We start from the raw sequence: 25176 nt of genomic DNA on the forward strand, positions 1-25176 counted from the left end.
AATATTTAGTTAAATTAATCCTAATTTACTGAAAGCTTGAGTAAATGACAGCAGCAAAAACATAATATTGCTATTCAATTTATTTACCTAACGAACAAAGTCATTTGTATTATTATAATAATAATTACTATAATTATTACAAGACCTTATAAATCTATAACAGAATTCAATCTTTAACCCCTATCCTCTAGAAATCAATCAAAATGGGTTATATAAAGCAACTTGACTCATTAAGAGCGATCGCTATATTCTTTGTCCTTTGCAACCATTGGTTTCCTACAGACACCCTGTTTTATAAGTCTTCCAAGATTATCTCTGCCCCTGACATTTTCTTTACCATCAGTGGTTTCCTCATCACCATGATTCTCCTAAAGGACAGAAACAAGTCAGAGGCAAACCATGAAGGCAAAACCAAGGTCTTTATTGATTTCTTTGTAAAAAGAGGGTTACGCATTTACCCGGCTTACTATCTTACCATTCTGATCACCTATTTACTAAAGCCTGACTCCGTTTCTAATTACGGCAACTACTTAACCTTCACCGCTAATTTTGACATGTACCAACACAAATACTGGGGTTACCTGGCCCATTTGTGGTCCATGTCAGTGGAACAACAATTTTATCTATTCTGGCCGTTACTGATTCTTTTCATCCCGAAGCGGTTTTTACTATCTACCATCGCCTCCTTTATCATGATCGGGGTTGTTTGCCAGAACATTCTCCCAGACAAGGAGTTTTTATGGATTCTGCCCCAGACCTGTTTTGACGCCTTGGGCTTGGGTGCCCTTTTGGCTTGGATAAGAGTAGAAAAGCAACAATGGTTTCCGGTTTTCTACAAGACATCTCGCTTTTTGGGGATTTTAAGCATTGCCTTGGTGGCTGGCCAGTACATTTGGGGAGAAATCCCGTTTATCCATCACCGTTCTTTGGTATCGGTGATTGTGGTTTGGCTGATCGGCTTTTTCATCATGGAAGGCAACGGGGGCAAGGGCAGGCTTTCTTTCATCTTCCATAATAGGGCTTTGCTTTTAATAGGCAAAATGAGCTATGGCATTTACCTCTACCATATCACTTCTCTTGCGCATAGCTCCCCAGCCCTCCACTACTTGAACTATCACCTTCCCATTCCCCAAGCCCTCAAAGAGAACCACTATTTCTTTTTGTTTGAGCACCTGCTTGTTCTGTTAACGGTAGCCTGGCTGTCTTGGAAGTATTTTGAGCTTCCGCTGTCTAATCTGAAAAAGCACCTCAAAAGGGAAAAACCCCTTCCTGTCTTGCAGAAAACCATATAGCCGGATCTTTTAGAAGTCCTTTTTAAAGGCAAGGGCCTTACCCGAAAACAAATCTTGCTCAACAGGTATTTACCTGCGTGCCTCATTTCTTGATGATACTGACCTTGCCTGCATATAGTATCAACTATCCATCGTATCTTTACGATAAATCTACATTTCTCTCATGGGAGTAACCAAAACACAGCACTTCACCGGTGAACAGAACCAGATGGCGGCTTATGCCAAGGCATTGGCGCACCCGGCCCGCATTGCCATTTTGCAGTGCCTTTTGAAAAAACAGGCCTGTATCTGCGGCGATTTGGTGAGTGAACTGCCCTTAGCCCAAGCCACCGTGTCACAGCACCTGAAAGAATTGAAAGCAGTGGGCCTGATCAAAGGCACTGTGGAAGGCACCAGCATCTGCTACTGCATTGACCAGAAGAAATGGGAAGAGGTACGTGACATCTTCTTCCACCTGTTCTCCACCCCAGTGGCTTGCCAGGACCAATGCTGCTAAAAAATTTACTTCAATCCATCGTAACATTGCAATCAAATGAACCATACCAATTTACTTACCTGGCAGGAATTCAAAGCCGAGTTGCAGCAAAACCCAGCACTTCCCCTGCAATTTCAATATGCCCAGGACCAGTGGGTAGATGCGTCTTTCCATATCACCGAAATCAAACAAGCACCCATCGTATCGGTGGACTGCGGTGGCCAGATGAACAGCTGGACCGAGATCATTGTACAAGTTTGGGAGCCTTTCCAAGGCAGTGACCAACAGGCTATGCCGGTCAGCAAGGCCCTTTCCATCATAGAGGTGGTGGAGAAAGTTCTGCCCCTGAACCCGCTGGGCATTGTGAAAATTGAGTTCGGGAATGCACAGTTTGACACTCGCCAGATGTACCCAGCGGCGTTTACCGCTACTAATGGCAACCTGGTAGTTTCACTCACCCCCGATGCCACCAAATGCAAAGCCGTTGAACGCGGCGGAAGCTGCGGCACTACGGCGTCTGGTGAGGAATGCTGCGCTCCCGTGGCCGAAAAACCCAAGCTGCAATTCATAGACTTGACTTCCATCCAAGGGAGTAGCTGTACGCCCGGCTCGGGTTGCTGCTAAACCTAGATTACATCTACTTTCCAGAAATCACATGAAAAACGTACTCGTTCTCTGCACCGGCAACTCTTGCCGCAGCCAGTTAGCCGAAGGCTATCTCCGTCACTTTGCCCAAGGGCAAGCCAACATCTACAGTGCCGGCATTGAAACTCACGGGGTGAACCCCAGGGCTGTGGCGGCTATGGCGGCCGACGGGATTGATATTTCAAGCCACACCTCTAACCACATAGACGAATACCGTGAGGTGCCTTTTGACTACGTGATCACCGTCTGCGACCATGCCCAGGAGAACTGCCCCTTCTTCCCTACCAATGCAGTGCGTATCCACCACAACTTCCCCGATCCGGCGAAAGCTCAGGGCACTGAGGAGGAGATTACCGCGGCTTTCCACCAGGTAAGGGATCAAATCAAGCAGTTCAGCCAGCAGTTTGCAGAAGAACACCTGGTAAAATACCTGCAGGGAACAACTTGAGGAACGCTACTCGCCACAACAATTCACGAAGCGACTACTTCTGTTTCAGGCTTGTTTTAAAGAAAAGAGGCTAGAAAACAACAGAAGTTAACCAATTATAAAATGAATTAAGCATATGAGCCAATGCAATGTTGATAAAAGGAAGAGGCTTTCTACCCTTGACCGTTTCCTTACCGTCTGGATTTTCGTGGCCATGGGGGCAGGCGTTCTTCTCGGGTACCTTTACCCGGGCACCGAAGCGTTCATCAACTCCTTCCAGACTGGCACCGTGAATGTGCCCATTGCCATTGGGTTGATCCTGATGATGTATCCGCCGCTGGCCAAGGTGAAATATGAGCAGTTGGGCCGAGTCTTTGAGAACGTGAAAGTGATTACGCTGTCGTTGGTACTCAACTGGGTTATCGGGCCCGTTCTCATGTTCTTGCTGGCGATCCTCTTTCTGCGGGACTACCCGGAGTACATGGTGGGCATTATCCTGATTGGGCTGGCCCGTTGCATTGCCATGGTGTTGGTGTGGAACGAACTGGCCGAGGGAGACCGGGAATACGCCGCCGGCTTGGTGGCTTTCAACAGCATCTTTCAGGTATTGTTCTACAGTGTCTTTGCCTTTGTGTTCATCACGGTACTGCCTACCTGGTTTGGCCTAGAGGGCAAGGTAGTGAACATCAGCATGGGCGCCATTGCCGAGAGCGTCTTCATTTACCTGGGCATTCCGTTTCTGCTAGGGTTCCTCTCCCGGCTTATCCTGCGCAAGCTTAAAGGTGATGATTGGTACACCCAGAAGTTTATTCCGGCCATTAGCCCCATTACGCTCATTGCCTTGTTGTTTACCATAGTGGTCATGTTCAGCCTCAAAGGGAATTTAATTATCCGGATTCCGCTGGATGTGCTGCGTATTGCGGTTCCATTGGTGATCTATTTTGGGGTCATGTTTCTGGCCAGCATTTTTATGGGCAAAGCCCTAGGCGCCAATTACGCCCAGAATGCATCGGTGGCGTTTACCGCAACCGGTAACAACTTTGAATTAGCCATTGCCGTGGCTATTGGGGTCTTTGGACTTAACTCAGGCCAAGCCTTTGCCGGAGTGGTGGGTCCGCTCATTGAGGTACCCGCCTTGATTGGCTTGGTAAACGTGGCGTACCGGTTCAGAAGAAAGTACTACGGCACTGAGCCTTTGCTTACCTCTGCGCCCGCGGCCGAAAAAGCAAAGCCTACCGCCTAACACCCTAGGTTTAATAAGCTAATTATGCTTTTATCTTGGAGAAGCGTCTGTTACCCGTGAACAGGCGCTTCTTTTTTCTTTTGGCCTCTTTTCCGCAAAGTAGCCCGAAAGCAACAGCCAGCCTTTATCTAAAAGCTGACCAGAGAGTGTCTTACAATGCTTATTTTCTTTTCAATCTTTTAAAATTTGGGAAATAAATAAGAAATTAAGGAGTAAGTTCAGCCTGCTTTCCTGTTTTGGCTGCCACTTTCCTGCATTGCTTCCTCTTTTTCAAAAATGAATTAGAATCATGAGTTTTACAGGCAAGTTCCGTCAGCCTTCGCAGGGCACCTCGTTCAAAAAGGTGGGCCAGGGCACTTTATCATTTCAAATGTTTCCATGCATGAGAGGGATAAGTAAAATCTGTTGGGTGCTGGTTTGGACGATGTGGTGTTGCATGGGGATTGCGTCGGCCCAGATGGGGCAGAACGCCAGTTTCCCGCTTGTCCAGAACTACACCAAAGCACTTTACCAGGCGGGCAACCAAAACTGGTCTATCACCCAGGGCAAAGACCGGGTCATGTACTTCGGCAACTCGGAGGGGCTGCTGGCTTTTGATGGGCAATTCTGGCAGACCTACCCCATGCCCAACAAGGTCATTGTGCGGGCAGTTGCCGCTGACCAGCAGGGCCGGGTGTACGCCGGTGGGTTCGGGGAAATGGGCTACTGGCACCACAACAAGCAGGGAAAATTGGTTTACCACTCGCTCACGCACCTCATCCCCAAGAAGAACACCCTCAAAGATGAAATCTGGAAAATCTACGTAGAAAAAGACCGGGTTTTCTTTCAGTCGTTCTCTACCATCTACCTGTACCAGCAGGGAAAGATACAGGTGGTGAAAGCGCCAAATCCTTTCCTCTTCCTACTCAAAGCCAATGACCGGTATTTTGTGGAGGTGATCTCTAAAGGGCTTTATGAGCTGAAGAACGGCAGCCTTCTCCCCCTCCCCGGCACCGAAGCCCTCTCAGGCATCCATTCGGTACTTCCCCTAAGCCAGGACAAGTATGTGATTGGCACCGCTAAAGATGGGCTGTTCCTCCTGAACGGGACAGAAGTAGCTCCGTGGCCTACCCAAGCCACCGGGTTCCTGAAAGCCAATCAGCTGAACAATGGAGCAGTTTTGCAGAACAATTACCTGGCTTTTGGCACCATCCTTAACGGCGTGGTCATCCTGGATAAGCAGGGCAATATTGTGCACCAGGTAAACAAACCTATTGGCTTGCAGAACAACACGGTTTTGAGCCTGTTTTCAGACCAGGACCAGAACCTATGGACGGGGCTAGACAATGGCGTTGACCGCATAGAGGTGAACTCCCCACTCTATTTCTACTTTGACAAGACCGGGAAATTCGGGACGGTGTATTCCAGCATTATCCACAAGGGCAAGATTTACCTGGGCACCAACCAAGGGCTTTTCTTCAGTGAGTGGTCGTCTGGGAGTACGCGGCCCTACCAATCGTTTGACTTCAAGATAATAGAAGGCTCCCAGGGGCAGGTCTGGGAACTGGCTCTGCTAGACGGACAGTTGCTTTGCGGACACAATGAGGGCACCTTTAGGGTAGAGGGAGACCAGATCAAAAAGATATCCGATTTCAAAGGAGGTTGGACCCTTAAACGCCTGGCTTCTCACCCCGACATGCTGGTACAGGGCACCTACACGGGCTTGGTGCTTTACAAGAAAGACGCGGCCGGAAACTGGGTTCTCTCGCACCAGGTGAAAGGTTTTGGTGAGCCCTCCAGGTACGTGGAGCAAGACAACTCGGGGCACATTTGGGTGAGCCACGCGTACAAAGGGCTTTACCGCCTGGCGTTAAGCAGTGACCTGAGCCAGGTTAAAAGCACCCGGCACTACGGAAAAGCCCACGGCCTGCCCAAAGATTACCAAATCAATGTTTTCAAGCTGGATAGCCGTATCGTGTTCTCCTCAGACGTCGGGTTTTATATCTACGACGAGATAAGCGACCGCTTCTCTAGGTACACCCAGCTGAACAGGAAACTAGGTTCCTTCGCATCCTCTAACCGCATCATCAAAGCCGCCGGTGAAAAGTACTGGTTTATCAACCACGGCAAAGTGGCCTTGGCAAACCTGGCCCGCCCAGGCACTCTGGAGATCAGTTCCAGTCCGTTCAGTATGCTCAACGGGCGCATGGTGCAGTATTATGAGAACATCAGCCGCATCAGCAACTCTATTTACCTTATCAGCATTGATGACGGCTTTGTGGTCTACAACACCGAGGTACAGCCTCACCGGAAAAAAGCCCTGCCTCCCGTCCTCATCCGAAGAGTGCAGAACAGCCTGGATGACTCTGTCCTTCTCACCGAGCGGGGAGACCGGGCCATAGAGATTCCTTACAGTAAAAACAGCATCAGTATTGCCTATTCGCTGCCGTATTACAGCCAGGCCAAACCGCAGTTCAGGTACCTACTGGAAGGATATTCGCAGAAGTGGTCTGAGTGGAGTAACATCCCGCAGAAGGAGTTCATCAACCTGTCGCAGGGTTCTTACACACTGCGGGTACAAGCCAGAATTGACAACGAGGCCGTGTCCCCTGTTACCTCTTTCTCGTTTTCAGTGGCTCCGCCGTGGTACGCTACTTTTTGGGCATTCTTCGGTTACGCGGTGGTGGGGGTTTTGCTTCTGCTCCTCTTCCGGCACCTTTACCTGCTTAAGTTGCAGAAAGACAAAGAACGCATCAGGCTCCGGCTGGAAAAGGAAAAAGAGGAGTATCTCCGGCAAGAGGCCATTATCAATGAACAAAAGCTGATCAAGTTGAGGAACGAGCAGTTGCAGTCTGAACTGGCCGCCAAAAGCCGCGAACTGGCCAACTCTGCTCTGAACATTGTCTCTAAAAATGAGCTTCTGCATAACATCAGGGAGGAGATCTTGCAGTTGAAGGATCAAGGGGGCAAAAAACTGGGCGATGACCAACTTAAGCGCATCCAGAAAGTAATCAAGGAAGGCATGACCGAAGATTATGACTGGAATCTCTTTGAGTCTAGTTTCAACGAAGCACACGAAAACTACTTCAAGAAACTGAAATGCCGCCATACCGAACTTACGCCCAATGATCTGAAACTATGCGCGTACCTCCGGATGAACATGAACAGCAAAGAGATTGCCTCTCTGCTGAGCATCACCTTGCGGGGCGTGGAAATCAGGCGATACCGGCTGCGCAAAAAACTGAACCTGGACCATGAGCGCAACCTGGTAGAGTTTCTCATGGAAGTGTAATCCTCCAAACTTCGTGAGAACTTAGACTGAGCATCATTCCTTTTGCAATAAGCCCCAAGCGTTTCAGGCCTGTAATTTCAAATACAGACCTGAAACGCTTGGGGCTATCTTTTCATGGTACGCTCAAGTCTAAAGAATTAGTCTTTCGGCTCGTTGTTTTAAGCATAGCGGACAAAGGTCATGAACCTTCAATCCTAATACCTCCGGCCTTAAATCTCCAAGCTGATTCTACTCTCTTTTAGCAAAAGTAGACTCAAAGTAGCCTTATCGCTTGAATTTACTTTATGTAATAGCCCTACCTATAAGCAAATTTCTCAGGCCAATCTACCTCTTCTCCACTGCTCAACTTCTTTCACCAGCCGTTCTTTTTCCTCTTCAGCACAGGTCTTCTTTACAGATTATCCGTCTAGGTAGGAGGTTATTTAGTCTTGAGCCTTCCTTTTCTCCTGTTCCTACATAAGTGTTTACCCCACACGTTGCTCCCTCTATATCACTTAGCCTAGGTGATCTGGAAAAAATAACCAAAAACACTACATCATTACCTCTCATAAGGCCCACTCAGGCCTACACTCTTTACAAAAATCGTATATACCACTACACATAAATAGTGATTTATTAGCCATAAGGCCGTTTTTCTCCCACCTATTGCCATTTCTATAAATGATGTAGTGTTGTTGAGGTGACTTTTTAGACTTTGATGATTTATGTCTTGACTTTTAGCCCAGCTAACTAGAACCATATCCTAGATGCATACATCTATGAAACACTTTCTAATCCCAGCTTTTCTCTAACCTCTAATCCTTCTCCTATGACAAACTTTTTACCTAAAAAACAGTTGGCCTCTCAAAGCTGGCTTCACCAATGGCAACTAAGGAAGGCCTCTTCCTGGTTGGTGCTGGTGGTAGCCTTCCTTTCTTTGAGCATAGGGCAGGCAGCCGCCCAGCAAAGAACCATCACTGGTACAGTTACCGGTGACGGCACCGCTCCGCTTATTGGCGTATCGGTGGTATTGAGAGGCACCACCACCGCCACTGCTACTGATGCCAGTGGAACCTACTCTATTCCGGTAACTGGCAACACCGGCACCCTTGTGTTCTCTTACATTGGCTATGTAACGAAAGAGGTAGCGGTGGGAGACCAAACCACTATCAATGTGAATCTGGCGTCAGATGCCGAGGCACTGGAAGAAGTAGTGGTGGTAGGGTATGGTACACAACAGAAACGCGACGTGACCGGCTCTATTTCTTCTGTTAAAAGCCAGGAGTTTGAACGCCAATCATCACAGAACCCGGTCAGCTCCATTCAGGGGAAAGTGGCCGGAGTTCAGGTAACCAACTCTGGAGCACCGGGCGCTTCTCCGCAGATCAGGGTGCGGGGTGTGGGCTCCGCTCAGGGTGGGGTAGAACCGCTGTATGTGGTAGACGGAACCTTCGTGTCTGATCTGAGCTTCCTGAACCCTGCCGATATAGAGTCCATGGAGATCCTGAAAGATGCCTCCAGTGCCTCCATCTACGGTATCAGGGCGGCCAACGGGGTAGTGATTGTGACTACCAAGCGGGGAAAGGCTGGTCAGTCCAGAATCAATTACAACGGGTTTGTGGGCGTGCAACGGGTAACCAATAAGTTGGAAATGACCGATGCCCGTGAGTATACCGAGTTGTACAATGAGAAAAATGCCCCTAATACGCTTACTCCCAACCTGCCAAACACCGATTGGTATGACCAGATCCTGCGCACGGCCATGATCAACAACCACCAGGTATCTGCGTCTGGCGGTACTGAGAAAATGACCTACAGCGTAAGCGCTGGCTACCTGAACCAGGAAGGCATTGTGGAAGGTCACAAATATGAGCGGATCACCGCCCGCGCTCAACAAGACTTGAATCTTTCCAGCAGAATAAAAGTAGGGTATAGTGGTATATTTTATGGATTCAAGTCCAGAGACATACCTGGTAGTATCTTCTACGAAGCCTTTGTTTTACCTCCCATTGTACCAGTAAGAAAACCAAATGGATTCTATGGAGACCCCGCAAACTTTCCTATTGGTAACTTTGCCAACCCGCAGGCTTCATTAGATTGGTATAATCAACGTTCAAATGGCCAACGGCTAACTGGTAATGCCTTTGGCGAATGGAATTTCCTTGATGCATTCACTTTCCGGACCAGCCTTGGCCTAGATTACGGGATCAACGAGTTCAGGAACTTCAGATCTGAAGACTCTTTGACCACAATTCAAAAGTCAGAAACGAGCTTTTTAAGGAGAAGCAGAAGTAAAGCCAATAGTTGGCTATGGGAAAACACTCTTACTTTCCAGAAGACGTTTGGAGATCATGAACTTACCGTGCTAGCTGGTACATCTTCGCAGGAGGCATTCAATGAGACTTTAGGAGGTACTGTGGAAGGTGTCACCTATGAGACTGAGGCCAATCTATATCTAGAAAACGGTAATCAGACAACCCTAAGAGCTTTTAATTCAGCAGGAAGAGAGAAGTTCTTGTCTTATTTCGGACGGATTAATTACTCTTTCATGGGAAAATACTTGTTGACGGCAACCCTCCGATATGATGGCTCCTCTAAGTACCCCAAAAGCGACCAGTATGACTACTTCCCTTCTATTGGTTTAGGTTGGGTACTATCAGAAGAATCCTTCATGCAAAACCAAGAAGTCATCAACTTCCTGAAACTGCGGGCCAGTTGGGGCAAATTGGGCAACAACAACGTACAGCCTAACATCACGTCAACTCCAGTCTCTAATTTACCCAGGTACATTGCTTTCTTTAACGGGATACCAAACTCTGGTAGCAACGTTACTTACGTCCCACCACCCACCCTACTTTGGGAGGTAGTAAAAGAAACAGACATTGGGGTAGAGTTTGCCTTCCTAAACAACCGGTTAACCTTTGAGGCAGACTGGTACAATAAGGAAACAGAAAATGGTGTTTTCACCATCCCGTTAATTGGTACTGCCGGCGCTGAGAACAGTACCATCACAGGTAATTACGCTACGTTCAGAAACCGAGGCATTGAACTTGCGGCTCGTTGGAACACCAACATAGGCAACGACTTCTCTTATAGCATTGGAGTGAATTTTGCCAAAAACAAGAACGAAGTAATTGGCTTGGCTACAGGCAACACCTCCTTGGCTGCTGGTGACTTAGGCCTTGGCGGATACTTTTCCACTATTTCACGGGTAGGCCTTCCTATTGGATCTTTCTACGGTTACATAGTTGACGGAATTTTCCAAAGCGATGTGGAAGCAGACGAGTCCGCCCAACCCGACGCCTCTGCCGGTGATTTCCGGTACCGGGACCTGAACGGAGACAACACCATTGATGAACGAGACAAAGCGGTGTTGGGCAATCCTAATCCGGGCATTCTGTACGGCATCAACACCAGCTTCACGTATAAAAACATAGACCTGCAGCTGGATATCCAAGGCGTGGCAGATGTTGACATCTATAACGGGAACCGGAACATCCGTTTCGGAAACGAGAATTACGACCAGGACTTCTATGACAATCGTTGGAGAGGGCCCGGCACGTCTAACACCTACCCCTCTGCCGACTTGACCGGCTCCAACCTGGACCCTAACAGTTTTTACGTGGAAAGCGGAGACTACATCCGGATTCGGAACCTGCAACTAGGCTATACTTTCCCCGCTACAACCATCAGTCGGTTGAAAATGCAAGGACTCAGAATCTTCCTGAACGCGCAGAACCCGCTTACCATCTTTGATTACAACGGCTTTTCGCCAGAAGTGGGAGGTCCTTCACCAGTTAGTTACGGCATTGACCGCAACGTTTACCCACTCTCAGCCACTTACAACCTAGGCGTAAATGTCACCTTCTAAACAGACAAAGACCATGAAAAATAAATTATATCAGAAGAAGCATAAGTTTTGGCTGCTGGCAGGAGCCTTGACGTTTGGTGTTTTTTACTCTTGCAGCGACGATTTTCTGGATGTTCCGCCAGAGGGACAGGCAGTAGAATCCCAATTTTTCCAAACCCAAGCTCATGCTTTACAGGCGGTAAACTCCATCTACGGCAACCTGCGGGAATGGAATAACATTGCCTTTGCCCATCTGGCTTTGACCACTGTCACTTCAGATGACGCTGACAAGGGCAGCGTACCCGGTGATGCGGGCTTTATGAATTTGTATGACAATTTCACCGTCACCCCTACCGAAGGGCAATTAAATGGCTACTGGGTAGGGCAATACCAAGGCATCAACCTGACCAACCGGGTACTGGACAACGTGCCAGACATTGAAATGGACGAAGCTCTAAAAACCCGCCTTCTGGCCGAAGCCAAGTTCTTACGGGCCTATCATTATTTCAACCTAGTGAGGGCGTTTGGTGGCGTACCCATTGTTAGCAAAGTGCCCGAAACACCTGAAGAACTGAACCCCGCCAGGGCCACCCGTGAAGAAACCTACGCTTTTATTGAACAGGACCTGACCGATGCCGCCGCAGTTTTGCCCGTCGCTTACGGGGCCGCAGACATTGGCCGGGCTACCAAAGGAGCCGCTCTGGGCATGTTAGCCAAGGCAAAACTCTACCAGGCCGAGTGGGCAGATGTTCTCTCCTTGACCGAGCAGGTCATGGCGATGGGGTATAGCCTGGTTCCCGATTATTATCAAATTTTCAGAATTGCGGGCGAAAACAACAGCGAATCCATTTTCGAGATTCAGGCCCAAACCATACCCGGCAACTGTGATGCCTCTAACAGCCAGTGGGCAGAGGTACAAGGCGTGCGGGAGCAATTTGGTTGGGGCTTCTTCATCCCTACCGAGGACTTGGAAGCAGCCTTTGAACCCGGTGATGAACGCAAAGAGGCCACTATCCTGTACCGCGGGGAAACCACGCCGGAGGGAGATGTAATCAAGTCCACTGTCCCTAACCCGCGCTACAACCAAAAGGCGTACGTGCCTTCCACCGTGACCCAGGTCTGCGGGTATGGCAAGGACCAGAACATTCGGATTCTGCGCTTAGCTGAGGTGCTGCTCATGCACGCTGAAGCGGCGAATGAATTAGGCCAAACCGGCAAAGCCGAAAGCTCTTTGAACATGGTCAGAGAGAGAGCCGGCCTGGACCCGGTCACTTTCACCTCTAAAGAGGACATGCGCATGCGCATCTGGCACGAGCGCCGCGTGGAACTGGCCCTGGAGAATGGCGAGCGTTTTTATGACCTGGTACGCCAAGGTCGCGCAGCGCAGGTGTTGCGGGCACACGGAAAGAATTTTACAGCCGGTAAAAACGAGGTGTTCCCGATTCCGCAGAACCAGATCACGCTCAGCGGCGGAAAACTGGAGCAAAACCCAGGCTATTGATTTGAATTAGGATCAGGTAAAGGGCCGGGGCAGAAAGTCCCGGTCTTTCCTTCCTGTTTCTTGGTGTTTTGGGCTGTGTTTTATAAAAACGGCTTAAAAGCAAAGCTGCCTCAACTTACTGTCCGGCAGAAACCTCCACCAGCAACTATGCCACGCCCCCAATGACAAAACTAACGGTTTACTTCTTTTGTGCTTTGCTAAGCTGGCTTGCCTTCGGCTGCGATTTAGGCAAAACCGAACCTGATGGCTCCACCGGGCTCCCGCCGGAGAATCCAACAAATGTGGCCCCTGATAGGGAGTTACTGGACCGCGTGCAGCGGGAAACGTTCAACTACTTCTGGAAGTACGCGCACCCAACTTCAGGCATGGCGCGGGAAAGAACCAATTCCAATGAAACGGTCACCAGCGGCGGCACAGGTTTCGGCGTACAAGCTATTATTGTGGGCGTGCACCGCAAGTTCATCACGCGACAGGAAGCTACCGAACGCCTGTTGAAACTTTGCAACTTCCTTGCCTCAGCAGACCGGTTCCATGGGGTTTGGCCGCACTGGCTTAATGGTACCACCGGCAAAGTGATTCCTTTCAGCGCCAAAGACAACGGCGGCGATGTGATAGAAACCGCCTTTTTGGTGAACGGACTGCTTACTGCCCGGGCTTACTTCAACGGCACCGATGCCCAGGAAACCGAGCTGCGCAACAAGATCACCCAACTATGGGAAACCGTGGAATGGGACTGGTACGCCTCCCGCGGCGACAACAAACTGTACTGGCACTGGAGCCCCGATTTCGGTTGGGAGATGAACATGCCCATCCAGGGCTGGAACGAGGGATTGATTGCGTACCTGCTGGCGCTCGCCTCCCCTACCCATGCCATCTCTCCGGCGGTTTACCAGACCTCCTGGATTGGCAGCAGTTTCCGGAACAGCCAGACCTTGGAAGGTTATAAACTGGAGATTGGACCGGGTTACGGCGGACCGCTGTTTTTCGCCCATTATTCGTTTCTGAGCTTAGATCCGCGGCAGATGCAGGATCAGTACGTGAGCTATTGGCAGCATAACGTAAAGCACACGCTCATCAACCGCTCTTACAGCATCCATCTGGCGCCAAAGGACTACGGCTATTCTGAAAGCTTGTGGGGTTTGACGGCTTCTGATGATCCATTCGGCTACTCGGCCCACAGCCCAACCAATGACAACGGCACCGTTACACCTACCGCCGCACTCAGTTCTTTCCCTTACACGCCCTATTACTCCATGCAGGTGCTGCGTTATCTGTATGGCGGCTTAAGTCAGCAGATGATCGGGACGTACGGGCCTTATGATGCCTATAATAAATCTCGGACCTGGGTAGGCAGAGACTACCTAGCCATTGACCAGGGACCCATCGTGGCCATGATTGAGAACTATCGCACCGGGCTTTTATGGGGTCTTTTCACCAATCTGCCCGAAATCCAGGCCGGCTTGACCAAGGCTGGCATCACAAAACCTGTCTATGAAACCGGTTTCTACCTGGCCATCCCGGAAGTAAGAAGCAGTCAGTACGATTTACAAAAGCACCCCGATGCTGATGCTTACCAGATAGATGTGGCGGTGAAAGAGGCAGGCCCAATGTTGTTGACCCTGGAGGATCCGGACGGAACTACCCTTGACACTTTTTGGAACAATGAAACCAAAGCCGCTGGGCAGTACAAAGTCAATTTCGGGACCATGCTGCCTCCTGGCCCTTATAAACTCAGACTCAAAAGCGGCACCCTTAACAAAGAGCTGAAGATTTATGCGCGTTAATGGGAAAGGAGACCAAAAACAGAACGGCACACCACCAAATAACGAACTATGAAGCAATTCTACACCATAGCACTTATTTTGATTCTCTTCTGCGGCTGCGTAAACGCCCAGAAGAAAGGCACCGTGAAACGCCCCAAAAACCTCTCCGATGAACAGCTCATGGAACTGGTGCAGCGGCAGACTTTCCGGTATTTCTGGGACTTTGGGCACCCGGTGAGCGGTATGGCCCGCGAGCGCAGCAACGTGGCCTTTGACTATGGCGGCGAAGTAGTGACCACCGGGGGCACCGGCTTCGGGGTGATGGGCATCATTGTGGCTGCGGAACGCAAATGGATCACCCGCCAACAAGCCGCCGAGCGGATGCTCAAAATCGTGAATTTTCTCTGGAAAGCCGATCAGTTCCACGGTGTGTTCCCGCACTGGCTCAACGGCGAGACCGGCAAAGTGATCCGGTTCAGCCCCAAAGACGACGGTGGCGACCTGGTGGAAACTTCTTTCCTGTTTCAGGGCCTACTCTGCGCCCGCCAATACTTCACCGGAGACAATCCTACCGAGAGCCAAGTGCGCAACAAGATTCTCTGGATGTGGGAAGGCATTGAATGGAACTGGCACACCCAAGGCGGCCAGAACGTGCTGTACTGGCACTGGAGCCCCAACAACGGCTGGAGCATGAACCATCAACTCCGTGGCTGGAATGAGGGGCTGATTACCTACGTACTGGCGGCTTCCTCGCCGCGCTTCAGCATCAGTCCGCAGGTATATCACCAGGGCTGGGCTACCAACAGCTACTTCCGCAATGACCGTGAGTTCTACGGCATCAAACTGCCCTTGGGCTTTGATTATGGTGGACCACTGTTTTTCGCCCATTATTCCTTTTTAGGGCTAGATCCAAGAGGCCTAAAAGACCAATACGCCGATTACTGGGAGCAGAACAAACGCCACACGCTCATCAACCGGGCCTATTGCATTGAAAATCCCAAGAAGTACAAAGGCTACTCAGAGAACTCCTGGGGCCTCACCGCTAGCGACAGCTACCGGGGCTACGCCGCCCACTCGCCCACCGAGGACCTGGGCGTGATCACTCCCACTGCGGCCCTGTCTTCGTTCCCCTACACGCCGGAGTATTCCATGAAAGCGATGAGGTATTTCTATGACAATTTGGGCGATAAAACCTGGACTGAGTACGGCTTCGTGGATGCCTTCAGCGAGCACCACAACTGGTACGCCAACTCGCACCTGGCCATCGACCAGGGGCCTATCATCGTCATGATTGAGAACCACCGAACCGGCCTGCTCTGGAAACTGTTCATGAGCATCCCCGATATGCAGAACGGCCTCCGGAAACTGGGTTTTGAGAGTCCACAGGTACCCGTAAACGCGAGCAAATGAAAATAGTAACCAACCTTCTGCTCCTCCTTCTCTTCGTCTGGGCCATGCACCTACCTGCAACCGGCCAGCCCAAACCGCAGCGCACCTACTGCAATCCCATGAACCTGGATTACGGCTACACGCCCATCCCGCACTTCACGGAGGCGGGCAAGCACCGCGCCACCGCAGATCCGGTCATTGTCATGTACAAAGGCGATTATTACCTGTTTTCCACAAACCAGTGGGGATACTGGTGGAGCAACAACCTCTACAACTGGAACTTCGTCTCCAAGTCTTTCCTGAAGCCGCACCACAAAGTCTATGATGACCTGTGCGCCCCGGCGGTGTTCGTGCTGGGCGATACCTTGCTGGTGTTCGGGTCTACGCACGAGAAAAACTTCCCGCTCTGGATGAGCACCAACCCCAAGGCCAACCAGTGGAAAGAGGCCGTGGAGCCGTTCCAGGTGGGTGCCTGGGACCCCGCCTTTTTCCTGGACGATGACAACCGCCTGTACCTCTACTGGGGCAGCAGCAACGTGTACCCCATGTACGGCATCGAGATCAACCGGAAGACCTTTGAACCCATCGGCGAGAAAAAGGAGATGATCGGGCTGAACCACGAGCGGTTTGGCTGGCAGCGTTTCGGAGAGTACCTGGACAACACCTTCCTGGACCCGTTCATGGAAGGCGCCTGGATGGACAAGCATAACGGCAAGTATTACCTGCAGTACGGCGCGCCGGGCACTGAATTCAGCGGCTACGCCGATGGCGTGCAGGTGGGCGACAGTCCGCTGGGGCCGTTCAAACCGCAGGCACACAATCCGTTCGCGTACAAGCCCGGTGGTTTCGCGCGTGGGGCCGGGCATGGCAACTCCTTTAAAGACAAATGGGGCAACTGGTGGCACGTCTCCACGGTGGTGCTCTCGGTGAAAAACAACTTTGAGCGACGCTTGGGCGTGTGGCCCGCGGGTTTTGACAAAGACGGAGTCATGTATTGCAACACCACCTTCGGGGATTATCCGCATTACCTGCCCAATGGCCCTTCTGATCACCTTAAGAGCCGCTTCACTGGTTGGATGCTCCTCAACTACAACAAACCCGTGACGGTTTCCTCTACGCTGGCGGCCTACGCGCCCAACTACGCCGTAGACGAGAGCATCAAAACGTATTGGAGCGCCGCCACCGGAAACAAAGGCGAATGGATCCAGACCGATCTGGGCCAAACCAGCACCGTGAACGCCATCCAACTCAACTACGCCGACCAAGACGTGACTTTCCTGGGCAAGCAAACGAACATCTACCACCAGTACAAGCTGTACAGTTCCTTGGACGGCAAAACCTGGAAAGTGCTGGTAGACAAAAGCCAGAATAAAACCGATGTGCCGCATGACTACATTGAGCTGGACAAACCGGTGCAGGCGCGTTACCTCAAGCTGGAGAACCTGCACATGCCCACCGGCAAATTCGCCATCAGCGGGTTCAGGGTATTTGGCAACGGCAACGGCAAAAAGCCCCAGGCGGTGAAAGACCTCACCATTCTGCGCACCGAAAAAGACAAACGCAGCGCCTGGATCAAATGGTCGCAGGTGAGCGATGCTTACGCCTACAACCTCTACACGGGCGTGGCGCCGGACAAGCTGTACAACTGCATCATGGTGCATGGCGGTGGCGAGTACTACTTCAAGGGCATGGACAAGGAACTGCCCTACTACTTCCAGATTGAGGCCATCAATGAAAACGGCGTCTCCACCAGAAGCAAAGTGATAGAATCTAAGTAGTGGTGTTTCAGAGCCGATTTCAGCAAAACTGCTTTAAAACATCACTCCCAGAATCAGGTTAACCAGCAGGTAAAAAGGGCTTGGAGTACAGCTCCGTTTCGAGGCTGATTTACCAAAACAAACCCAGAACGGCAGGCTAGATTTCTCCGGTGAGAAGTCATCGGCTGGCCGCCAAAGAATATGAGAAAATACCATTAGAAGCCACTAAACACGCGCGAATGATGAGAAATTTTACCCTTGCTTTGATCCTGCTCATAAGTGGAAGCTGCACGCAGATGCCCCCGCAGAAAACACCGGAAACCGCCTCCACCGGCACTGGACAAAACCAACCTGCGGCCGCAGCCACTAACCCTATTCCTAACCGACCGCAGGACCCCAAAATGAAGAAGTTCATTGATGACCTCATGGCCAAGATGACGCTGGAGGAGAAGATCGGGCAGCTCAATCTGGTGTCAGTGGGCTTTACCGTGACAGGGCCGGTGGTGAGCGAGAACGTGGACGAGAACATCACCAAAGGTCTGGTGGGCGGCGTGTTCAACACCTTTACGCCCATTGCCGTGCGCAAACTGCAGGAGAAAGCCATCACCCAATCACGGCTTAAGATCCCGCTCCTGTTCGGGTACGACGTGATCCACGGGCACCGCACCATTTTCCCGATGCCCATTGCCCTAGCCGCCTCCTGGGACTTAGCCGCCATTGAGCGCAGCGCCCGCATCGCCGCCGACGAGGCCTCGGCCGACGGTTTGAACTGGGTCTTCTCACCCATGGTAGACATCGCCCGTGATCCGCGTTGGGGCCGCATAGCCGAGGGGGCCGGCGAAGACACCTGGTTGGGCTCTCAGGTGGGCAAAGCCATGGTGCGCGGCTATCAGGGAGATGACCTGGCTGCTAACAACACGGTGATGGCCTGCGTGAAGCACTTTGCCTTGTACGGTGCAGCTGAGGCGGGGCGCGACTACAACACCACCGACATGAGCGAGCGCCGCATGATGGAGGAATACCTACCGCCCTACAAAGCCGCACTGGATGCAGGCGCAGGCAGCGTCATGTCCTCCTTCAACGACATCAACGGCGTTGCTGCCACTGGTAACCGCTGGCTCATGACCGAACTGCTCCGGAACCAATGGGGCTTCGACGGAATGGTGGTCACCGACTACACGGCCATCAATGAATTGATCCCACACGGCCTGGGCAAAAACGAGTACGAAGTAGCCAAAGTGGCCCTGGATGCCGGTATTGACATGGACATGGTGGGCGAGGTCTTCCTGAAACACCTGGGCCAGCTGGTGCGGGACAAAAAAGTGACCGAGGACCAGATCAACGTCGCCTGCCGCCGCATCCTGGAGGCCAAGTACAAACTGGGCTTGTTTGAAGACCCGTACCGCTACGCGAACGAGCAGCGCGCCAAAGAAACCTTATTGAAAAAAGAGTACCGCGATGCCGCCCGTGACATTGCCCGCCGCACCATGGTGCTGCTGAAAAACCAGAACCAGACCTTGCCGCTTAAGAAAACCGCTTCTATTGCACTGATAGGCCCTTTGGTAAAAAGCCAGGTAGACCAACTGGGCAACTGGAACGGCGCCGGCGACTGGAAACAAGCCATCTCAGTAGAGCAAGGCATCCGGAACGTGGCCGGGCCGGGCTTGAAAATCACCTACGCCAAAGGTGCCAATATCGCGGATGACACGCTCATGCTGCGCCGCCTGAACGCCCACGGAGGCAACATCGAAATAGACAAACGATCCGCGGAAGCTATGATCCGGGAAGCCGTGCAGGCCGCTCGCAAAGCAGACGTGGTGGTTGCCGTAGTAGGTGAATCGCAGGGTATGACCGGTGAGGCCTCCAGCCGTTCCGATATCACGTTGCCGGGTCGCCAATTAGATTTGCTGAAAGCCTTGAAAGCCACGGGTAAGCCGCTGGTGATAGTCCTTATGAATGGCCGGCCCTTAGTCCTGAAATGGGAAAATGACAATGCCGATGCCATTTTAGAAACTTGGTTCGCCGGCACTGAGGGCGGCAACGCCATTGCCGATGTACTGTTCGGCAACTACAATCCATCCGGGAAGATAACGGCCACGTTCCCTCAGAGCGTGGGGCAGGTGCCTATCTACTATAACCAGAAAATGACTGGGCGTCCGTACGGTGGGCAACAACTGGACAAGTACAAATCGCGCTACCTGGATGTGTCCAATGATCCGCTATATCCCTTCGGGTTTGGGTTGAGCTACACCACCTTCTCTATCTCGGCCCCTACCTTGAGCACCGCCAATCTGCAACCGGGCGGCAACCTGACGGTGAGCGTACAGGTGCAGAATACTGGCAACTATGACGGCGAGGAAGTGGTGCAGTTGTACGTGCAGGATCTGGTGGGCACCGTCTCCCGGCCAGTAAAAGAATTGAAGAACTTCAAGAAGGTGTTTCTCAAGAAAGGCGAAACCCAAACCGTAACCTTCACCCTCACTGAGAACGACCTCAAGTTCTACGACATCAACATGAAGTACGTGGCGGAGCCCGGCGATTTCATCGTGTACGTGGGCCCCAACTCACGTGACGTGAAGTCCGCGCCTTTCACGCTAACGTCTTCGGGAGCAGCAGCGGGGAATCCGTAACCGGGAACGGAACTTGGTAGAAAGACCCAATTGGGTTTAGGGGCTGTTTTCCGGGAAGCAGCCCCTAAATACGTTTTAGTCTTCAAGTAACACAGCCCTTTCACCGGAAATTGTCCCTTTCTCCGCCAGATCCTTTGCACCTCCCGGGGAATACACGCAGGACATATTAGGCAGGCTTTTTTTAAAAGAGTCCCTAAACCCTCGCTCTACACAAGAGTGAAGCAGATGCAAACGTTGGCAACTTAGCTAAGCCGTCTTGAATTGCTTTCGTCTCGTCAAAATCAAGTAGCTTTATTGATTCCATTCAACAATCGCATATAAAACATGAGTAAACTTTCTTTATTGATCCTCCTGATGGTGTTTTTCGTGGGAATCGCTCAAGGGCAGGAATTAAAATCACCGGACGGGAAATTCAGCATGCGCTTCTCGCTGCAGGGCAACGGGGTGCCTACTTATACCCTTACCTACAAAGGCAAGCAGGTCATCAAACCCAGCAAATTGGGCTTTGAGCTGAAGACCAAAGATGCAGCAGCGGCCTCGGGCGGGTCAGATGCCAACATGGACCAGAAAGCCGTAAACCAACAGGCTTCGCTGCATGACAACTTCACGGTAGCGGAAACCAAGACTTCTTCCGTGAAGGAGAGCTGGAACCCGGTGTGGGGCGAGGTGAAAACCATCCAGAACCACTACAATGAACTGGCCGTGACCCTCAACCAGAAAGGCACCGACCGGAGAATGGTGGTGCGGTTCCGCTTGTTTGATGATGGCCTGGGCTTCCGTTACGAGTTCCCTACCCAGAAGAACCTGACCTATTTCGTGATCAAGGAAGAGAGAACCCAGTTTGGCATGGCTGGTGACCACACCGCTTTCTGGATTCCGGGCGACTACGACACGCAGGAATATGACTACACCACGTCCAAACTGTCGGAGATCAGGGGCATCATGTCCAAAGCTGTGACGAACAACCTGTCACAGACTACTTTCTCGCCTACCGGCGTGCAGACGTCTTTGATGATGAAATCCAACGACGGGCTGTACATTAACCTGCACGAAGCTGCCTTGATCGATTACCCGGCCATGCACCTGAACCTGGACGACAAAAACATGGTGTTTGAGTCTTGGCTCACGCCTGATGCCGTTGGTGACAAAGGCTACATGCAGGCACCGCGCAGCACCCCTTGGCGCACGGTAATCGTGAGCGATGACGCCCGCGACATCCTAGCTTCCAAGATGACCTACAACCTGAACGAGCCCAGCAAGATCAAGGACACTTCCTGGATCAAACCAGTGAAATACGTGGGCGTTTGGTGGGAGATGATCACCGGCAAAAGCACCTGGTCCTACACCAACGATTACCCTACCGTGCAAATAGGCATTACTGATTTCTCCAAGGCCAAACCCAACGGCACTCACGGCGCCAACACGGCCAACGTGAAGCGCTACATTGACTTCGCGGCCAAGCACGGCTTTGACGGCGTGTTGGTAGAAGGCTGGAACGTAGGCTGGGAAGACTGGTTCGGGAACTCCAAAGATTTCGTGTTCGATTTCGTGACCCCGTACCCGGACTTTGATGTGAAGGGAATAGCCGAGTACGCAAAATCCAAAGGCGTGAAGATGATCATGCACCACGAGACTTCGTCCTCGGTACGCAACTACGAGCGCCACATGGACAAAGCTTACCAGTTCATGAAAGACAACGGCTACGATGCGGTGAAAAGCGGGTACGTGGGTGATATCCTGCCGCGAGGCGAGAACCACTACAGCCAATGGATTGTGAACCACTACCAGCACGCCCTGGAGAAAGCCGCCGAGTACAAGATCATGGTGAATGCCCACGAGGCGGTGCGCCCTACCGGTATTGCCCGCACCTACCCTAACCTCATCGGGAACGAGTCGGCCCGCGGCACCGAGTACCAATCCTTCGGAGGGTCCAAGCCGAACCACGTGACCTTGATTCCTTTTACCCGGTTGCTGGGCGGCCCGATGGATTACACGCCAGGCATTTTCGAGATGGACCTGAGCAAGCTGAACCCCGATAACAAGTCGCACGTAAACAGCACGCTGGCGAACCAGCTGGCCCTGTACCTGACCATGTACAGCCCACTGCAGATGGCCGCTGATTTGCCCGAGAACTATGACCGCTTCCCAGATGCGTTCCAGTTCATCAAAGACGTAGCCGTGGATTGGGACGACAGCAAGTACCTGGAGGCCGAGCCGGGCGAGTACATCACCGTGGCCCGCAAGGCGAAAGGCACCGGACAATGGTTCCTGGGCAGCGTGGGCGGCGACAACGCCCGTACTTCCAACATCAAGCTGGACTTCCTGGACAAGGGCAAAAAGTACGTGGCCACCATTTACGCCGATGCCAAGGATGCCCACTACAAAACCAATCCGCAGGCCTACAATATTCGGAAGGTGAACGTGACCAGTAAGTCCAAGCTGTCGCAGTTTGTGGCACCGGGCGGTGGGTACGCCATCAGCTTTGTGGAGGCTACCGGAAAGTAGTTTTAAGCTCTCATTCCATAAAATACAGCAGAAACGGGTTGGCGGGTTTTCCGGTCAGCCCGTTTCTGGTTTATACACCTTGAGGCCGATATTCCTTTCTAAACCTTTGCTGCGTTTATGAGTCCTTTTCAGAAAAGGAGCCGTAAATCAAAAAGGAGCCTTTAACTTGCACAACACTTTCCTCTGGTTTCAGCCTCACCCGCTGACGTTCGGAGAGAGAAAACTGTTTCAAGACTGTTTTCCTAAAATCGGCTGAGAAACAACCCGTACTCCATACCTATATCCTTATTTATTCTATGCAGAAAATTTTCCTCTTGCTCCTGGCCTGCGTCTTTACGGCGCAATTGCAGGCCCAGACGCTCACTTCGCCAGACAAAAACCTCACCTTCAAGTTTGAACTGAAGGAGAAAGGCGTCCCCTCTTACCAACTGACGTACAAGAAAAAACCGGTGATCAAGCCCAGCACCTTGGGTATTGAGACCAAAGACGTGGCTTCTTTCCTGGATGGCTTCACGGTGACAAAAACTGAGCTGCAGTCGGTGAACGACACATGGGAACCAGTGCTGGGCGAGCAGAAAACCATCCGGAACAACTACAACGAACTATTGGTAACGTTGACCCAGAAGGCGCAAAAAGACCGCGTCCTTCGTCTGCGGTTCCGGTTGTTCAACGATGGACTGGGCTTCCGCTACGAGTTCCCGAAACAGAAAGAGCTGAACTACTTCGTGATCAAGGAAGAGCAGACGCAATTCAACCTGGCCGGCGACCACAAGATCTTCTGGATTCCGGGCGATTATGACACGAATGAGTATCCGTACACCACGTCTAAAGTATCGGAGATTCCGGGTCTGCAGAAGAAAGCCACGGTGCAGATCACGGCGCAGACGCCTATCAAAGAACCATCGGTGCAGACGCCTTCCATGATGAAATCTTCTGATGGCCTGTATATCAACATTCATGAGGCAGCACTCATCAATTACCCGGCCATGGACCTGGAAGTGGATGCCAAGACCCTCCGGATGAAATCGCACCTGGTGCCCGATGCCGTGGGCAACAAAGGGTATATGCAAACCGATGCCCAGACGCCTTGGCGCACCATCATCGTGAGCGACAAAGCCACGGACATCCTGGCCTCCAAACTGATTCTGAACCTGAACGAACCTACCAAATACAAAGACGTGTCCTGGATCAAGCCCGTGAAATACATCGGTGTTTGGTGGGAATACTTTGTAGCCGGCAAAAGCACCTGGGCCTACGGCACCGAGAACAACGTGAAACTGGACCAGGATTTCAGCAAACTCACACCCAACAACCGCCACGGCGCCACCACCCAGAACGTAAAAAGACACATTGACTTCGCGGCCGAGCACGGGTTTGATGCGGTACTGGTAGAAGGCTGGAACATTGGTTGGGAAGACTGGATCGGGAACTGGAAGGAAAACGTCTTTGATTTCACCACCCCGTACCCAGACTTCGATGTGAAGGAACTACAGCGCTATGCCGCCTCTAAAAAGGTGAAGCTTATGATGCACCACGAGACCTCGGCCTCGGCTACCAATTATGAGCGCCGCCTGCACCCTGCTTTCCAGTTTATGGTGGACAATGGCTACAACGCCGTGAAAACCGGCTACGTGGGCCAGATCATTCCACGCGGCGAGCACCATGACGGCCAGTGGATGGTGAACCACTACATTCACGTAGCCAACACCGCCGCCGATTACAAGATCATGGTCAACAGCCACGAAGCCGTTCGCCCCACCGGCCTCAACCGCACCTTCCCGAACTGGATCGCGCAGGAGTCGGCCCGCGGCACCGAGTTTGAAGCCATGGGTGGCCTGGCGCCGGAACACACCACTATTCTACCCTTCACCCGTCTCATGGGTGGTCCTATGGACTACACCCCCGGCATTTTCCAAACGGATTTATCTATCTACGGCACCAACAACAAACAGCGCGTGAACACTACGTTGGTGAAACAGCTGGCTTACTACGTGACCATGTACAGCCCACTGCAGATGGCCGCCGATTTGCCTGAAAACTACCTCCGCTTCCCGGATGCGTTCCAGTTCATCAAAGACGTGGCCGTGGATTGGGACGACACCTACGTACTGGAAGCTGAGCCCGGCGATTTCGTGACCACTGCCCGTAAAGCCAAAGGCAAAGACGAGTGGTATGTAGGCGGCGTCACTGATGAGAACCCGCGCACCGCAACCGTGAACTTCTCTTTCCTACCCAAAGGCAAGCAGTACATCGCCACCATTTACGCCGACGGTGCCGACGCCAGCTATGACAAAAAACCGCAGAGCTATACCATCAGAAAAGTAGTGGTGACTCCTAACAGTGTCATCAAGCAGCGCCTAGCCTCTAGCGGCGGCGTGGCCATCAGCATCAAAGAAGGCAGCAAGAAGGAAGTAAAAGACTTGCCTAAGCTGTAAGGAGTTTCCCACCT

The 25176-nt window shown here is 51.7% G+C and carries 14 protein-coding genes; all 14 read left to right on the forward strand.

Features of this window, described 5'->3' with window-relative positions:
• Nucleotides 1-203 precede the first annotated feature (203 nt).
• The 14 genes from ACW9SV_RS03805 to ACW9SV_RS03870 all read left to right on the forward strand — a co-directional run bounded on the left by ACW9SV_RS03805 (nt 204) and on the right by ACW9SV_RS03870 (nt 25162).
• Nucleotides 204-1292: an acyltransferase family protein gene (locus ACW9SV_RS03805; protein WP_479555406.1), complete on the forward strand. Its 1089-nt coding sequence runs from the start codon at nt 204-206 to the stop codon at nt 1290-1292.
• A gap of 163 nt (nt 1293-1455) precedes the next feature.
• Nucleotides 1456-1788 carry an ArsR/SmtB family transcription factor gene (locus ACW9SV_RS03810; RefSeq protein ID WP_479555407.1) on the forward strand — a complete coding sequence of 111 codons (333 nt, stop codon included), beginning with the start codon at nt 1456-1458 and terminating at the stop codon, nt 1786-1788.
• A 36-nt stretch (nt 1789-1824) separates the two neighbouring features.
• A complete protein-coding gene (locus ACW9SV_RS03815; RefSeq protein WP_479555408.1) occupies nt 1825-2391 on the forward strand; it encodes a DUF6428 family protein in 567 nt (188 codons plus the stop codon).
• Between the two features lie 31 nt (nt 2392-2422).
• The gene (locus ACW9SV_RS03820; RefSeq protein ID WP_479555409.1) at nt 2423-2860 is read left to right on the forward strand and encodes an arsenate reductase ArsC; all 438 of its coding nucleotides are present in this window, start codon (nt 2423-2425) and stop codon (nt 2858-2860) included.
• A gap of 115 nt (nt 2861-2975) precedes the next feature.
• Nucleotides 2976-4082 (forward strand): ACR3 family arsenite efflux transporter, encoded by a 1107-nt coding sequence (gene arsB / locus ACW9SV_RS03825; RefSeq protein ID WP_479555410.1) that lies wholly within the window; start codon nt 2976-2978, stop codon nt 4080-4082.
• Between the two features lie 436 nt (nt 4083-4518).
• Nucleotides 4519-7353: a ligand-binding sensor domain-containing protein gene (locus tag ACW9SV_RS03830; RefSeq protein WP_479555411.1), complete on the forward strand. Its 2835-nt coding sequence runs from the start codon at nt 4519-4521 to the stop codon at nt 7351-7353.
• 808 nt (nt 7354-8161) lie between these two features.
• Entirely contained in the window at nt 8162-11203 is a 3042-nt protein-coding gene (locus ACW9SV_RS03835; protein ID WP_479555412.1) for a SusC/RagA family TonB-linked outer membrane protein, read from the forward strand.
• 13 nt (nt 11204-11216) lie between these two features.
• Nucleotides 11217-12683 (forward strand): RagB/SusD family nutrient uptake outer membrane protein, encoded by a 1467-nt coding sequence (locus ACW9SV_RS03840; RefSeq protein WP_479555413.1) that lies wholly within the window; start codon nt 11217-11219, stop codon nt 12681-12683.
• 161 nt (nt 12684-12844) lie between these two features.
• Nucleotides 12845-14467 (forward strand): glucoamylase family protein, encoded by a 1623-nt coding sequence (locus tag ACW9SV_RS03845; protein WP_479555414.1) that lies wholly within the window; start codon nt 12845-12847, stop codon nt 14465-14467.
• Between the two features lie 48 nt (nt 14468-14515).
• On the forward strand, nt 14516-15856 hold the full coding sequence (locus tag ACW9SV_RS03850; protein WP_479555415.1) for a glucoamylase family protein: 1341 nt from the start codon (nt 14516-14518) through the stop codon (nt 15854-15856).
• Nucleotides 15853-17613, forward strand: a complete 1761-nt coding sequence (locus tag ACW9SV_RS03855) for a family 43 glycosylhydrolase (protein WP_479555416.1) — start codon at nt 15853-15855, stop codon at nt 17611-17613. Before ACW9SV_RS03850 ends, ACW9SV_RS03855 begins: the two co-directional genes overlap by 4 nt.
• Before the next feature lie 218 nt (nt 17614-17831).
• Nucleotides 17832-20222 carry a beta-glucosidase BglX gene (bglX, locus tag ACW9SV_RS03860; protein WP_479555417.1) on the forward strand — a complete coding sequence of 797 codons (2391 nt, stop codon included), beginning with the start codon at nt 17832-17834 and terminating at the stop codon, nt 20220-20222.
• Nucleotides 20223-20546: 324 nt separating this feature from the next.
• Nucleotides 20547-22727 carry a glycoside hydrolase family 97 protein gene (locus tag ACW9SV_RS03865; protein WP_479555418.1) on the forward strand — a complete coding sequence of 727 codons (2181 nt, stop codon included), beginning with the start codon at nt 20547-20549 and terminating at the stop codon, nt 22725-22727.
• A gap of 296 nt (nt 22728-23023) precedes the next feature.
• The gene (locus tag ACW9SV_RS03870; protein ID WP_479555419.1) at nt 23024-25162 is read left to right on the forward strand and encodes a glycoside hydrolase family 97 protein; all 2139 of its coding nucleotides are present in this window, start codon (nt 23024-23026) and stop codon (nt 25160-25162) included.
• Nucleotides 25163-25176: the final 14 nt, after the last annotated feature.

The sequence above is a fragment of the Rufibacter sp. JT20002 genome, assembly GCF_056491185.1.

Coding starts and splice junctions, on each gene's coding strand:
- ACW9SV_RS03805 (WP_479555406.1), top strand. CDS start 204: ATGGGTTATATAAAGCAACTTGACTCATTAAGAGCGATCGCTATATTC.
- ACW9SV_RS03810 (WP_479555407.1), top strand. CDS start 1,456: ATGGGAGTAACCAAAACACAGCACTTCACCGGTGAACAGAACCAGATG.
- ACW9SV_RS03815 (WP_479555408.1), top strand. CDS start 1,825: ATGAACCATACCAATTTACTTACCTGGCAGGAATTCAAAGCCGAGTTG.
- ACW9SV_RS03820 (WP_479555409.1), top strand. CDS start 2,423: ATGAAAAACGTACTCGTTCTCTGCACCGGCAACTCTTGCCGCAGCCAG.
- arsB (WP_479555410.1), top strand. CDS start 2,976: ATGAGCCAATGCAATGTTGATAAAAGGAAGAGGCTTTCTACCCTTGAC.
- ACW9SV_RS03830 (WP_479555411.1), top strand. CDS start 4,519: ATGGGGATTGCGTCGGCCCAGATGGGGCAGAACGCCAGTTTCCCGCTT.
- ACW9SV_RS03835 (WP_479555412.1), top strand. CDS start 8,162: ATGACAAACTTTTTACCTAAAAAACAGTTGGCCTCTCAAAGCTGGCTT.
- ACW9SV_RS03840 (WP_479555413.1), top strand. CDS start 11,217: ATGAAAAATAAATTATATCAGAAGAAGCATAAGTTTTGGCTGCTGGCA.
- ACW9SV_RS03845 (WP_479555414.1), top strand. CDS start 12,845: ATGACAAAACTAACGGTTTACTTCTTTTGTGCTTTGCTAAGCTGGCTT.
- ACW9SV_RS03850 (WP_479555415.1), top strand. CDS start 14,516: ATGAAGCAATTCTACACCATAGCACTTATTTTGATTCTCTTCTGCGGC.
- ACW9SV_RS03855 (WP_479555416.1), top strand. CDS start 15,853: ATGAAAATAGTAACCAACCTTCTGCTCCTCCTTCTCTTCGTCTGGGCC.
- bglX (WP_479555417.1), top strand. CDS start 17,832: ATGATGAGAAATTTTACCCTTGCTTTGATCCTGCTCATAAGTGGAAGC.
- ACW9SV_RS03865 (WP_479555418.1), top strand. CDS start 20,547: ATGAGTAAACTTTCTTTATTGATCCTCCTGATGGTGTTTTTCGTGGGA.
- ACW9SV_RS03870 (WP_479555419.1), top strand. CDS start 23,024: ATGCAGAAAATTTTCCTCTTGCTCCTGGCCTGCGTCTTTACGGCGCAA.